This window comes from Acinetobacter sp. FDAARGOS_724, assembly GCF_013364475.1.
GTDB lineage: Bacteria > Pseudomonadota > Gammaproteobacteria > Pseudomonadales > Moraxellaceae > Acinetobacter > Acinetobacter variabilis.
Genome location: NZ_CP054908.1, coordinates 1,932,621 through 1,945,829, shown reverse-complemented (window position 1 = coordinate 1,945,829; position 13,209 = coordinate 1,932,621). Strand labels below are relative to the sequence as shown.

General features: G+C 41.8%; 17 protein-coding genes. 9 read left to right on the top strand and 8 right to left on the bottom strand.

Going from position 1 to position 13,209, the window contains the following annotated elements:
* Window positions 1–69 precede the first annotated feature (69 nt).
* Both FOC32_RS10470 and FOC32_RS10465 read right to left on the bottom strand, forming a co-directional pair.
* On the bottom strand, window positions 70–1,143 hold the full coding sequence (locus tag FOC32_RS10470; RefSeq protein WP_005235078.1) for an NAD(P)H-dependent glycerol-3-phosphate dehydrogenase: 1,074 nt from the start codon (window positions 1,141–1,143) through the stop codon (window positions 70–72).
* Window positions 1,144–1,176: 33 nt separating this feature from the next.
* Complete coding sequence (locus FOC32_RS10465) at window positions 1,177–1,755, bottom strand: nitroreductase family protein (RefSeq protein ID WP_175967322.1); 579 nt, start codon at window positions 1,753–1,755, stop codon at window positions 1,177–1,179.
* A gap of 265 nt (window positions 1,756–2,020) precedes the next feature.
* On the opposite strand from FOC32_RS10465, the gene FOC32_RS10460 reads away from it, so the two are divergent.
* A complete protein-coding gene (locus tag FOC32_RS10460; RefSeq protein WP_034170065.1) occupies window positions 2,021–2,398 on the top strand; it encodes a hypothetical protein in 378 nt (125 codons plus the stop codon).
* Between the two features lie 62 nt (window positions 2,399–2,460).
* Here the strand turns inward: FOC32_RS10460 and rhlB are convergent, their stop codons facing one another.
* Both rhlB and FOC32_RS10450 read right to left on the bottom strand, forming a co-directional pair.
* Window positions 2,461–3,612, bottom strand: coding sequence for an ATP-dependent RNA helicase RhlB (rhlB, locus tag FOC32_RS10455; protein WP_004782458.1), 1,152 nt, complete (start codon window positions 3,610–3,612; stop codon window positions 2,461–2,463).
* 96 nt (window positions 3,613–3,708) lie between these two features.
* Window positions 3,709–3,924 (bottom strand): cold-shock protein, encoded by a 216-nt coding sequence (locus FOC32_RS10450; RefSeq protein ID WP_004782461.1) that lies wholly within the window; start codon window positions 3,922–3,924, stop codon window positions 3,709–3,711.
* A 383-nt stretch (window positions 3,925–4,307) separates the two neighbouring features.
* Between FOC32_RS10450 and FOC32_RS10445 the strand changes: the two genes are divergently transcribed.
* The 6 genes from FOC32_RS10445 (at window position 4,308) to FOC32_RS10420 (ending at window position 8,124) form a co-directional block, all read left to right on the top strand.
* Window positions 4,308–4,541, top strand: a complete 234-nt coding sequence (locus FOC32_RS10445) for a sulfurtransferase TusA family protein (protein ID WP_175968201.1) — start codon at window positions 4,308–4,310, stop codon at window positions 4,539–4,541.
* Window positions 4,542–4,682: 141 nt separating this feature from the next.
* Window positions 4,683–5,552 (top strand): RNA polymerase sigma factor RpoH, encoded by an 870-nt coding sequence (gene rpoH / locus FOC32_RS10440; RefSeq protein ID WP_175967321.1) that lies wholly within the window; start codon window positions 4,683–4,685, stop codon window positions 5,550–5,552.
* 134 nt (window positions 5,553–5,686) lie between these two features.
* Window positions 5,687–6,052 (top strand): DUF423 domain-containing protein, encoded by a 366-nt coding sequence (locus tag FOC32_RS10435; protein WP_005235075.1) that lies wholly within the window; start codon window positions 5,687–5,689, stop codon window positions 6,050–6,052.
* Window positions 6,053–6,091: 39 nt separating this feature from the next.
* The gene (thiS, locus tag FOC32_RS10430) at window positions 6,092–6,289 is read left to right on the top strand and encodes a sulfur carrier protein ThiS (protein ID WP_005235073.1); all 198 of its coding nucleotides are present in this window, start codon (window positions 6,092–6,094) and stop codon (window positions 6,287–6,289) included.
* 17 nt (window positions 6,290–6,306) lie between these two features.
* The gene (locus tag FOC32_RS10425) at window positions 6,307–7,089 is read left to right on the top strand and encodes a thiazole synthase (RefSeq protein ID WP_005235071.1); all 783 of its coding nucleotides are present in this window, start codon (window positions 6,307–6,309) and stop codon (window positions 7,087–7,089) included.
* A gap of 309 nt (window positions 7,090–7,398) precedes the next feature.
* Window positions 7,399–8,124, top strand: a complete 726-nt coding sequence (locus FOC32_RS10420) for a hypothetical protein (protein ID WP_005235069.1) — start codon at window positions 7,399–7,401, stop codon at window positions 8,122–8,124.
* 40 nt (window positions 8,125–8,164) lie between these two features.
* On the opposite strand, the gene FOC32_RS10415 is transcribed toward FOC32_RS10420, so the two are convergent.
* The 3 genes from FOC32_RS10415 to FOC32_RS10405 all read right to left on the bottom strand — a co-directional run bounded on the left by FOC32_RS10415 (window position 8,165) and on the right by FOC32_RS10405 (window position 9,841).
* Entirely contained in the window at window positions 8,165–8,476 is a 312-nt protein-coding gene (locus tag FOC32_RS10415) for a putative quinol monooxygenase (RefSeq protein ID WP_005235067.1), read from the bottom strand.
* 15 nt (window positions 8,477–8,491) lie between these two features.
* On the bottom strand, window positions 8,492–9,073 hold the full coding sequence (locus FOC32_RS10410; RefSeq protein WP_005235065.1) for an NAD(P)H-dependent oxidoreductase: 582 nt from the start codon (window positions 9,071–9,073) through the stop codon (window positions 8,492–8,494).
* A 156-nt stretch (window positions 9,074–9,229) separates the two neighbouring features.
* Entirely contained in the window at window positions 9,230–9,841 is a 612-nt protein-coding gene (locus tag FOC32_RS10405) for a glutathione binding-like protein (RefSeq protein ID WP_004782472.1), read from the bottom strand.
* Between the two features lie 216 nt (window positions 9,842–10,057).
* Here FOC32_RS10405 and FOC32_RS10400 point away from each other — a divergent pair, with 216 nt between their 5' ends.
* Window positions 10,058–11,503, top strand: a complete 1,446-nt coding sequence (locus FOC32_RS10400; RefSeq protein ID WP_175967320.1) for a SulP family inorganic anion transporter — start codon at window positions 10,058–10,060, stop codon at window positions 11,501–11,503.
* A 150-nt stretch (window positions 11,504–11,653) separates the two neighbouring features.
* Window positions 11,654–12,370, top strand: coding sequence for a tRNA (guanosine(46)-N7)-methyltransferase TrmB (trmB, locus tag FOC32_RS10395; RefSeq protein ID WP_125279238.1), 717 nt, complete (start codon window positions 11,654–11,656; stop codon window positions 12,368–12,370).
* 43 nt (window positions 12,371–12,413) lie between these two features.
* Here trmB and FOC32_RS10390 read toward each other — a convergent pair whose 3' ends face one another.
* Window positions 12,414–13,190: a Rossmann-like and DUF2520 domain-containing protein gene (locus FOC32_RS10390; RefSeq protein WP_175967319.1), complete on the bottom strand. Its 777-nt coding sequence runs from the start codon at window positions 13,188–13,190 to the stop codon at window positions 12,414–12,416.
* Between the last annotated feature and the right edge of the window lie 19 nt (window positions 13,191–13,209).

Sequence of the window (13,209 nt, the reverse complement as noted above, 5' to 3'; positions counted from 1 at the left end):
TTTCCCTATTTATTTGGTCGTTACGATCATCAGTCAGCATCATAATCATCGTGCTTCTTGTGTTATAGATCAGACTTGATGATGTGGCAAGACAAATTCGACATCACTGCGATGACCATTTTTCATCAAGGATAAAGCGATCGTCAGCGGCGGCGCTCCTTCAAAGATCACTTCATACAAAGCAGTTGTAATCGGCATATACACATCCAGCTCTTCTGAGCGTGCTTTTACCTGCACAATCGTGTTAATCCCTTCTGCCGTCTGCCCCAGTTCAGTCGTCGCCTGCTCTAGGGTTTTACCCTTACCTAATGCATAACCAACCTGATAGTTACGACTTAGCGGACTATTACAGGTGGCAAAAAGATCACCTACACCTGAAAGCCCAAGGAAAGTCAGCGGGTTTGCACCCAGCTTGACTGCAAACCGACTCATTTCCGCTAGAGCACGGGTCAGAATCATACTCTTGGTATTCTCACCAACATTATAGGCAGCCGCCATTCCCATTGCGACCGCATAAATATTTTTCAGTGCACCGCCCAGTTCTACGCCATGTACATCATCACTGGCAAAAACACGGAATAACGCACTATGGAGTGCTTGTTGCACTGCATAACGTACCAGTTCAGATTCACTGGCAATCACCGTACCTGCCGGCTGTCCTGCGACAATTTCCTTGGCCAGGTTTGGACCAGACAGCACACCATAAGGCACTTCCGGTAGTTCTTCACGAATGATGTCACTCATAAAGCTGAAAGTATTGGCTTCAATCCCTTTTGTCAGGGAAATCACCGCTTGAGATGTGATAAAAGGCTTGATCTGCTGCAATACATCACGGAAAGAATGGCTTGGAATCGCGACTAAAATAATATCGCGATCACGAACAGCCTTCTCCAGATCGGACACAGCAAGCAGATTTTCTTCCAGCTTAAAATCCGGAAGATAACGCTTATTGATATGTGTTGCATTAATATCTTCAGCTACTTCCGGGTCACGAATCCAGATCATGGTATCGCAGCCATTTCGAACCGCGGTATTGGCCATTGCAGTACCAAAACTACCACCGCCTAAAACTGTAATTCTTAAAGCCGTATTCTGGTTGACCGCAACCGGTTCAATCAAATTGGTAAAATTTAATTCTGACATCTTGCTTTCTAATATCCTGTGTCTTGAAATGCCTTAGTTTTGATTCCAATAACTTACATAATTCTGGGTTTGGATTTCAGCACGTGGTGCAATCGCTTTTGCCGCCGTACCGATATAGATAATGCCAGAAACCAGATCATCTTTATCAATGCCGAGCGACTGCTTGAAAAATTTTGATTCTACCACTGCGCCACTACGCCACATGGTTGAAAAACCTTGAGCCTGTAAAGACAGCAGGAAGTTTTGAATAGCGGCACCTGAACTCAGAATCTGTTCAAAATGTGGCACTTTAGGATGATCCTGCAAACGGGTTAATGCCAGTACCAGCAAAGGTGCACGAAAAGGATGATTTTTGACCCGTTCAATCTGAGCTGATTCAGTTTGACCCAGATCTATCAGTGCTTGTGATAATAGTTCGCCAAATGCTTCACGTTGCGCATCCGGGATGATCACAAAAGTGGTAGGCTTCAATCGGTGATGATCTGGTGCTGTCAAAGCAGCTTTAAATGCCAGTTCTAACTGCTCTGCATTCGGTGCAGGTGCCAGCAAATGCCCTATTGATTGACGTTGGTGAATATTTTGATGAACGATGTCGACCACAGATTCCGTCATTGCTTTATAGATCTATAACTTAAAAACTATGGTCAAGATTAGCATATTCCACTAACAATACTCTAGAAACTTGCAATAGCCTTTACCTTGAAAATATTTAAGGAAGATTACAATATTTTCCGTGGAATCAATAAAATGCCTCTTTCATTCACTTTTCTCTCATAGAGCGACATCAAAAATTGCCAAACTTATACAACAGCTCCTAATTCTGTGCTTTTTACTGTGTTTCAATATCCCCAGTTCTGTTTTCAAGCGAGATTTTATGATGAAAAAAACAATTGCGATCAGCGGACTAGCAGCTTCAGCTCTACTTTTAACTGCCTGTGCATCTAACCCGACTTCAGTAGCGGTTCAAAAGGAAAATAATCAGTTTGAAGTAACAGGATTAGGTAAAAACCAGTTAACCTCTAAAAATAATGCAGTGAATGCCGCCAGCAAAACCTGTGGCTCCAAAGCAACTGCGATTATTCTGGATGAAAAAACTTCTTATGATGGTGCACTAAAAGGTGTAGTCGATGAACAGACCGGACAAATGATTCAGGCTGCTGCGACTGTATTAGGCAATATTGCCGGCACCAATACCGGATTGAACCAGAATGATGATTATCAGACTGTTTTAACGTTCCGTTGTGAGGCTAAATAAGCTTCAACATGTGCAACAATAAAAAAACCGCTCTTTAAGAGCGGTTTTTTTTGCAATTTAGATTAGCAATAACCTTCCAAACGGGTCAGCGGTAATTTCTGTCCAATTGCTTTTTCAATCTCTGGCAGATAGAACGCATCATCTTCCGCCAGGAAACTGATACTTACACCACGCGTTCCCGCACGACCGGTACGACCAATACGGTGTACATAATCATCTGACTGTTCAGGCAAAGTAAAGTTAATCACATGGGATACGCCGTCTACATGAATACCACGACCGGCAACGTCTGTCGCAATCATGATGTTATGTTTACCATTTTTGAACTGGTCTAACATTTTCAGGCGTTTGTCTTGAGCAATTTCACCTGACAGCATCACCACCTTATAACCATCACGTTTTAAATGATCATAGAGCTTACGCACCTGATCACGACGGTTAGCGAAAATCATTACCTTTTCAATCGGTTCATCACGCAGAATGTCTTGCAGCAATTTATATTTATCTGCCTTCGCGACCATATAAACACGTTGTTCAACGTCGGCATTGGTTTTCTTCTCTGGTTCGATTTCGACAGTGACCGGTTCAAACAACCATTGCTGTGCCAGATTCAACACATCATAGCTAAAGGTTGCAGAGAACATCAGTGTCTGACGCTGCTCTTTGCGTGGCGAGAAACGCACGATACGTTTTACTGATGGAATAAAGCCCATATCCAGTAGACGGTCAGCTTCATCAATCACCAGGAATTCAATCTGGTCCAGCCAGACTTCTTTTTGCTCGACGAAATCAATCAGACGCCCTGGCGTTGCCACCATGATATCGACTGGCGCTTTATCCAATTGAGCTTTCTGCTTGTCAAAATCTACACCACCCAGAAGTGTTACCACACTCAGGTCAGTAAACTTGGTCAGCTCATGCGCGTCGCTTTCAATCTGTAATGCCAGTTCACGAGTCGGTGCCAGAATCAGTGCACGTGGCTCACCACGATAACGCTGCTCTTTTACCGGATTGTTCAGCAAGTCATTAATCACGCTAATCAGGAATGCGGCAGTTTTACCCGTACCCGTTTGTGCACGACCAATAGCATCATGTCCTGCCAAGGTGAATTTTAAAACCTTCTGCTGAATCGGCGTCATGGAAGTAAAGCCTAAAGCATCAATTGCCTTTTTCAGTTGGGGATGTAAATTTAAGGTTTCAAAACCAGATGACATAAAGCGCTGCTCTAATTTGATAATCACTAAGATGGAATAGTATAAACAAAAAACGCCCCAATTTATATTGGGGCGTTTATTAGCTTAATCCGAAGATTAGTCTAATGGTTGAACTTCTTCAGCTTGGAAGCCTTTTTGGCCTTTAACTACACTGAATTCAACACGTTGGCCGTCACGAAGTGAACGGTGGCCTTCGCCTTGGATTGCACGGAAATGAACGAATACGTCATCACCGCCGTTGCGTTGAATAAAGCCGAAGCCTTTAGTGTCGTTGAACCATTTAACTACGCCTTGTTCACGAGCAGCTGTCATAAGTTAATCCTCATTGATACTAAAAAAAGGACCACCCGGTGTTGCAAACAGCAGAGCAAACAAGTTTGAAAATATTATTTTTAAGCTTGTAATCATTCTGTAAAACTATTAACAAAATCCCGGTTACATCCATTGTGTATAGGGCGAAAAACAATCAATTTGTTTATCTGAAATCCTAAATACGCAACGAGCTTAACATGGGTTTATGACAATTAATAGATATTTTTTAGCTTTGTTCCTTTTGATTTAGTTATTTTTTTCACAATATATATCAGAAAAATTATATATATTATTTCATGTAACTTTTTAGCCAAATAGTTGGGTTTTGGCATCCTATTTGCTAATATTTATAGCCTTTTTTTTGCGATATGAATAAAACGGAAATGAGTGATAACCACGGTCAAGCGCATATTATAGATGCCATGGGTAAACCCTGTCCGATGCCGCTCCTGATGTTAAAGCGTGCATTAAAAGCAGATCAGGGCAAAACATTCTTGCTAAAGTCATCAGATCCACATAGTCAAACTGATGTTACACGATATTGCCAAATGCATCAGTTAAAATGCGAATCTCAACAGATTTCTGCAACTGAGTATCACTACCTGATTGAATCTTAAAAATTTTCAATTAAACTGGATGCTCTCCATACTCGTATAAAAGTTTACATTTCTCTACCCAAATATCCATTATTTGAGGAGAGTTTGGATTAAGATAAAACCTAGTTAAGGGTTAAATCCCCCGCACTTCAAGGAGAACACATGAGTGACAGCCGCAATCAATTGATGCCCCTGTCATTATCGGCGCCAGGTGTCAATCTTGGTGCTTATATTAGCACTGTCAATCAAATTCCTATTTTAACGGCCGAACAAGAAAAAGAGTTGGCTGAACGCTATTACTACGACCAAGACCTGGACGCAGCAAAAATGCTAGTCATGTCTCATTTGCGTTTCGTAGTCCATATTGCACGTAGTTATGCGGGTTATGGCCTGCCTCAAGGTGACCTGATTCAGGAAGGCAACCTTGGCCTGATGAAAGCCGTTAAACGTTTTGACCCGGGTATGGGCGTACGTCTGGTGTCATTTGCGGTGCACTGGATCAAAGCTGAAATTCATGAATATGTAATTCGTAACTGGCGTATTGTCAAAATTGCGACCACTAAAGCGCAACGTAAACTGTTCTTCAATTTACGTAGCTTGAAAAAGTCTTCTAAAAAGTTAACACTTGAAGAAGCTCAGTCGATTGCCAATGACCTGAATGTAACACCAGAACAGGTACTGGAAATGGAAGGCCGATTGACGGCTTATGATGCGGCATTTGAAGCATCAGGTGACGATGATGATGAAAATTCAACTCACGTTGCTCCAGCACTATATCTGGAAGACAACCGTTATGACCCGGCACGTCTGATTGAAAATGAAGACTATGAGGAACAAAGTACCTCTGCCCTGCATGAAGCGATGGAACAGCTTGATGACCGTTCTCGTAATATCTTGCAGCGTCGCTGGCTGGATGATGAAAAGTCAACCTTGCATGAACTGGCAGCTGAATATAATGTTTCCGCTGAACGTATCCGTCAGCTTGAAAAGAATGCAATGGAAAAAATCAAAGTGGCAATGTCTTCAAACTGACGTGTTGAATTAATAAGCTACTAATCTTAAAAAAGCCTTCATATATGAAGGCTTTTTTGTCTTTTAATGTCGTGTTTCGGTCTCTGCTTTTATGCTAAGGTTAAGCGCAAACTTTATTGAGAAGATCAACTCAAATGTGGATTGCGATTTCAGCACTGAATCTTGCGCTTGCGGTCATACTCGGCGCATTTGGCGCCCATGGTTTAAAGACTCGAGCGACTGAAGCACAGTTGACCTGGTGGCAAACGGCCACAGATTATTTCTTCTACCATGCTCTTGGCTTACTTATTCTGGCAGTGATCAGCCGAGTGATTCCTGAATTGCCAATCAAATGGAGTTTTCTCCTGATTCAGGCGGGGATTTTCCTGTTCTGTGGCTCACTCTATATCATGGCACTAGGTCTGCCGCGCGGTTTAGGTGCAATTACGCCAATTGGTGGTGCCTTAATGATTGCTGGCTGGTTAATTCTGGCCTGGAATGCCGTAAAATACCTCAAATAGGTCTGATGCTTTAATCAATAATCATGGAGGGTTGCCAAGATGCTGGTATATATCAATGGCGAACAACAAGAAACTCAATGCAAGAACCTGCTGGAACTGGTTCAAAGTCTGGCGCTTGAGGGTAAGCGCTTTGCTGTTGAGGTAAATGAAATGATTATTTCTAAAAGCAGATTGGGTGAAACGCCCATTTGCGAAGCGGACAAAATAGAAATTATTCACGCAGTCGGTGGCGGCTAATAACACTTGGAACAATTATGCAAGATTTATTACAGATCGGTTCACGCCAATTTCAGTCTCGTCTCTTAGTAGGCACAGGCAAATATAAAGATTTAAATGAAACAGATCAGGCCATTCAGGCCAGCGGTGCAGAAATTGTAACGGTTGCTATTCGCCGGGTGAATATTGGTCAGCATCCGGACCAACCGAACCTGCTTTCAGTAGTTCCACCAGAAAAATACACCATTTTGCCAAATACAGCAGGCTGTTTTGATGCCAATAGCGCAATACGCACCTGTATGCTGGCACGTGAACTGTTGGATGGTCATAACTTGGTAAAACTGGAAGTTCTGGGTGATGAAAAGACGCTTTATCCAAATATTACTGAAACCTTGAAAGCAGCGCGTACCCTGATCGATGACGGTTTTGAAATCATGGTCTATACCTCAGATGATCCGATCGTAGCACAAGAACTGGAAAGTATGGGCTGCGTAGCAATCATGCCTTTGGGGAGCCTGATCGGTTCTGGTATGGGGATTCTGAATCCACATACAATTTCGATCATTAAAGAAAATGCCAAAGTGCCTGTGCTGGTTGATGCAGGTGTCGGTACAGCAAGTGATGCAGCGATTGCCATGGAACTGGGCTGTGACGGCGTACTAATGAATACGGCGATTGCAGCAGCACAAAATCCGGTCTTAATGGCCTCTGCGATGCGTAAAGCGGTTGAAGCTGGTCGTGAAGCATTTCTTGCCGGCCGTATGCCATGCAAACGCATGGCCAATGCCAGCTCACCTGAAACCGGTTATTTCTTTAAATAATAATCAGGGCTAGAAGCTTAAAAGATTATTTGAATCATATCGATCTGTTCAGGAGTTTCTAGCAAACTCCTGAACTTTTAAATTTAGATACCCAAGTTAAATTTGAAGATTGAATATTAAAAGTTCACTTCTTGGTTTAGACAAATTTGAATAGGAACTTCAAATCCCCATAGTTGAATTTATAAAAAAGCTTTAAAGTTCACCATAAATATCTATCCAATATTCAAAGAAATGACTTAACCTTGTTGGCTAAACTTATTACTCAGCTTTGACCATCAAAAAAATTATAAATAAAAGGAATTTAAACCGATGCTTCATCAGATCAAACTGCCTTTCCTATTTAGCACCCTGCTGTGTATAGCATTTACACAAAATGCATGTGCAAAACCTCAGACAGATAGTTCTTTCAAATCAAGCTATCAATCTTTTATTCCGAAAAACTGGAAAGTTCTAGAAAAAACGCAAGGCGATTTAAATCAGGACGGTCAAGCAGATCTCGCGCTGATTATTGAAGATACTAATCCCGAAAACCTTGTTGCAAATGCAGGTGTAGGCAATCATGTTCTGAATACCAACAAACGAAAACTTTTGATTTTATTCAAGCAAGAAAGTGGTTATCAGCTTGCAGCTAGCAATACTACTTTGCCAAACGAAGGTGATGTTGAATCACCTTGTCTCGCTGATCCACTTGGTGAATCCGAAGCCTTAAGCATTCAAAAAGGTGTACTTCGGGTTCATTTATATTACTGGCTAAGCTGTGGTTCATGGTATGTCACCAATCATACTTATACATTCCGATACCAAAATAATGCTTTTAAGCTGATCGGCTATGATGTAGATGATTTTCACCGTGCTTCGGGTGAGAGTACAGCACTAAGCATTAACTTTTTAACAGGCAAGGTAAAAACTACAACAGATGAAAATGAATTTGCAGAACAGACGCAACCTGCCAAAGTTCAATGGTCCACTTTAAAACACCGCTACGCACTAAAATTTGAACAGGTTCAATTTAATCAGCCACAAGAGTTCAAATAAAATTAAATATCACAAACTCTTTCAAACTGAGAATTACAGCTTAAAGTGCTTCTAAAATTCGGATCTTTACACTCGCAACCGCACCTTGAGTGGCTTTAGCATGTTGCTGCATATTTACACTATGCATATGGGTTTCCAGATGCTGAATACTTTCCCATTTTTCAAACATCATGATTGAAAAAGGCACTTTGGTCTGTAATCGGCTCTCAATCTCTGGATGATCAATATAAACATCATAAAGATGACAGCCTGGCTCTTGTAATACCTGTGCGCGGATGTTGTTAAATGAATCCAGCACTGTTTTCATATCTTGTTCCGAATGACAAATGATTTCAGCAATAACGGTTAGCATGGTCATATCTCCTGGTTAAGCAAAAATTTGAATTAAATGTTCACGATACTGTGTAATATACGCTTCAACTTCAGGGGCTTTAATTACATCATTCACAATAAATGTCGGTAAAGCCTGCATCCCCAAGAATTGGTTGGCTTTATGAAAAGGTAGGTAAACGCCATCTACACCCACGCCATGAAAAAACTGCTCGGTATCCGTAAACGCATCCATCGGTGCATTCCAGGTAAGAGATAACATATAGTTTTTATCGTGAATCAGGCCACCTGAGCCGTATTGTTTTGAAGCATCTGAACGTGAGCGACCATCATTTGCATATAGGCTGCCATGCCCTTCGGTAAAAACATCATCAATATACTTTTTCACTGGCCACGGCGCACCCATCCACCAGCCTGGCATTTGGTAAATGACCGTATCTGCCCAAAGATATTTTTCCACTTCTGCTTTTGCATTATATTCACTATCAGCACGAGTCACCTGAACCTGATGCCCCAGCTTTGTTAATACTTCTTGAGCCAGTTCGGCCAAAGTATCATTTAACTGACCATTTGAATGGGCGAAAGCTTTTGCGCCGTTAATTAATAGAATATTTTTCATGGAAAGAACCTGAAACCAAAAATTTATACGGGCACTATATAGATTCTGCTTATTGCTAAAAAGCAGTGATTTTGCAAATCATTATTGACTAAATATCAACAATTACTTTGGAAGGAATAAAAAAGCGCCCTACGGCGCTTTTTCAAAATTTTGTGATTAAGGGATTAAACCTTCATCACGCATTGCAATCTGTACAGATTGACGTTCTGCAACCTTATTGCGGATATGAATAATATTTTTATATGGACTCAGATCATGTTCAATCTGGTTCGACCAGTTGGTCAGAACAAATAGGTAAGCATCTGCCGGACCGAAATTATCATCGACCAGATAATCATTGTCCGATTCACCAATGGCCTTATCGATATAACTCAATAAACGGTCAATTTCTGCATATGCTTTTTCTTTGGCTTCATCTGATAATTTTCCTGTGAAGAAGACAGCATAAGCATCATGCAGTTCTGAGTTGAGATAACCTAACCACTCCAGCACTTTGGCACGTCCCATGCCAGAAGGAGGAATCAGATCTTGTTTTGGATCGTGTTGAGCAAGAAACGGTAAAATTGCAACATTTTCTGTAAGAATTAAACCCGGATTAATTTCTAGTGCTGGGACATAACCCTTTGGGTTAATTTCGTAATAATCTGCACCTTTTTCTGTTTTATGGGTTTTTAAGTCAACACGTTCCAAATCAAAATCGACATTAATTTCATTTAAAATAATATGAGCTGCCAAAGAGCATGCGCCTGGCGAATAGTAAAGCTTCATTTCTGATCCTTGTTATACACTTCTCAATGTTTTAAATCGCTTCTGACAAACTTTCAAGTGATCAAACCTGTAAATTGCAAAAAAGCGTAACTGTGATTCGGCACAGTTACATATCCAATATTGAGGAATTTACAGGCTTTTGCAAGTCAATCTTGTGTAGATTTTTATCTGTATCTGTTTAAGATACGCAGGTTCTCAAAATTTAGATGATATTTCGTGATTAACCTGAAAAAAGAAGAATGGTTTTCCAATATCCGGACTGATGTGCTGGCAGGTCTGGTGGTTGGACTGGCCCTGATTCCTGAATCTATTGCTTTTTCTGCGATTGCAGGTGTTGATCCGCAAGTCGGCTTGTATGCCTCTTTCTGTATTGCGGTGTCCATTGCCTTTTTCGGTGGCCGTCCTGCCATGATCTCTGCGGCGACTGGTGCAATGGCGCTACTGATGATTACGCTGGTCAAGGATCATGGTTTGCAATATCTGCTTGCAGCCACAATTCTGACCGGGATTATTCAGGTGATTGCGGGCTTTTTTAAAGTTGCCAAGCTGATGCGTTTTGTGTCGCAGGCTGTGGTATATGGTTTCTTGAATGCCCTCGCGATCCTGATTTTTGTGGCACAAATCCCGGAAATTAACCGGATGGACAGTACGGGTTATCTGTTCATTTTAGTAGGTTTGATAATTATCTATCTGTTTCCTTATATACCGAAAATCGGTAAAGCGATTCCATCGCCTCTGATCTGTATCGTCGTGCTGAGCGCACTTGCGTTATTGCTTGGTGCAGATATGCGTACTGTGAGCGATCTGGGACAGTTTCCAGATACCCTACCCGTCTTTCTTCTTCCAGAAATTCCACTGAATCTGGAAACCTTGCAGATTATCCTGCCTTATTCCTTTACTTTAGCCACTGTAGGTCTGCTTGAAAGTATGATGACGACTACAGTGATTGATGAAGTTACCGGAACTGAAGGTGACCGCCATCGGGAATGTCGTGGTCAGGGTATGGCCAATATTGTCAGCGGTTTTATGGGCGGAATGGCCGGTTGTGCCATGATTGGTCAGTCGATTATCAATGTCTCTTCGGGTGCACGTACCCGTCTATCGACATTAGTAGCTGGTGTGTTTTTACTGTGTCTGGTGGTCTTCCTGAAAGACTGGCTGGCTTATATTCCTATGGCTGCGCTGGTTGCTATTATGATTATGGTGTCATTTACCACCTTCCAGTGGGGTGCAATCAAACAGTTTGGCAAGCATCCGCTAGAATTTAATACCGTGATGATTGCTGTGATAATTGTCGTGCTTGCTACTCATAATCTGGCGCTCGGTGTATTTGTCGGTGTATTGCTCTCTGCTCTGTTCTTTATTAATAAACTGGAAAGAACTGTACATGTATCGACTTATTTGCATAAGCCTAATTCACGTAGCTATATAATTTCTGGACAGATCTTTTTCAGCAGTACAGAAAAGTTCTACCAGTTTTTTGATTTTAAAGAAAAACTGGATCATGTTGAGCTGGATCTGACGCATGCACATATCTGGGATGTGACTTCAGTAAATATGCTCAATAACGTCATCCAGAAGTTTAAAGCCCAAGGCATAGACGTGACTGTAATTGGTTTAAATGAAGCCAGTAGCACGTTGATCGACCGTTTTAGTACCTGATCAAGCTGGATCTGTAAAAGAGCCAACTGGCTCTTTTATTTTGCCTGGGATCTCTGGCTCGATTTTTATGGAGAAATACCGAGAAAAGTTTGACTTGCACCGCTCAGGACTTAAAATACCGCATTCTGAATTTTTAGATTTGCCAAAATTATGTCGAACGATCAATTAGACCAGCAAGTCGTGGAGCTGGACAATTTAAGCGAGCACCGTGAAATTGTAACGTTTATGCGCCGCTCAGCGCCATTAAATACCTCTCAACGTACTGCGCTTGAACAATATGGTCACTTAATTTTGGAATATCCGGTAGGTGATTTGCGTCAGTATTTTGAACATCCTGAACGTCCGCTTACTGTAGAAATCGGTTTTGGTATGGGCCGCTCTCTGGTACTCATGGCTAAAGCGAATCCAGAGCGTAACTTTGTCGGGATCGAAGTGCATGTACCGGGGATTGCGCAGTGCGTGTATGAAGCAGGTATGGCAGGCGTGACTAATTTACGTGTACTGGATGCTGATGCGATTCAGGTGCTTCGTGAAATGCCAGACAATAGCATCAACACCGTTCAGTTGTATTTTCCTGATCCATGGCAGAAAAAACGTCACTTTAAACGCCGTTTTGTATCTCATGACCGCATGCCATTGGTTGAGCAAAAGCTGGAACTTGGCGGTACTTTCCATGCTGCAACAGACTGGGAACCGTATGCTGAGTGGATGCTGGAAGTTCTGGAAGAACGTCCACGTTTAGAAAATCTGGCGGGTAAAGGCAACAGCTATCCTCGCCCTGAATGGCGTCCACAAACCAAGTTTGAGCGTCGCGGAATCGAAGCTGGCCACAAGATTAATGACTTTATCTTTAAGAAAATTTCTTAATATCTATAAGTCTAAAAAGCGCTGATTATTCAGCGCTTTTTTATTAGCTATGATGCCGTTCTAAAATCTGCTGACTGAGTAATTTATACATACCTGCCAAGTCTTGTCGTTGAGATTGCTCTAGCATCTGCTGATGCATATTCAGAATATTCTGATCACCACGCATCGCAGGTCCAGTCTGTCCTTGGCGAGGATCATTTTGCGTCGCCTTATTGGCTGTTTCCAGAATCAATGGATAAAGCAGGCTAAAATCTACCTGCTGTGCATCTACCACCTGCTTAGCCATGTCATAACAGTAATTGCTAAAATTGCAGGCAAACACTGCAGCCAGATGCAAGCTCAAACGTTGGTCCGAACTATATTGATAAACTCGTTTGCTTAGGCTATTTGCTAAATGGGTTAAGATTCCTTGATCTTCTGGCTCAGATGCTTCAATAAATAAAGGCGTATTTTCCCAGTCGATTTCACGTTCCAGACTAAAGGTTTGCAATGGATAAAAGACGCCAGACTTTGCATGTATATCTGCTAGAACATTCAGGTGAGTACTACCCGAAGTATGGACAATCAGCACATCTTGCAAGTAAGAATGGACTTGTCTGATGACATTAGCAATTGATTGATCACTCACGGCAATGATGATCAAATCTATATTCTGATTCAGATTCTCAGGTTGAGCGATAGCTTGTGCTTTAAATCGATTAGCCAGTTGCTGTGCTTTATCCAGAGTCCGGCTGTAGATCTGTACAATTTCATGTTGTGCTGACAATACACGGGCAAGATGATAAGCCACTCGTCCTGCCCCAATGATACTAATCCGCATTCATCAATATTCCTGAACC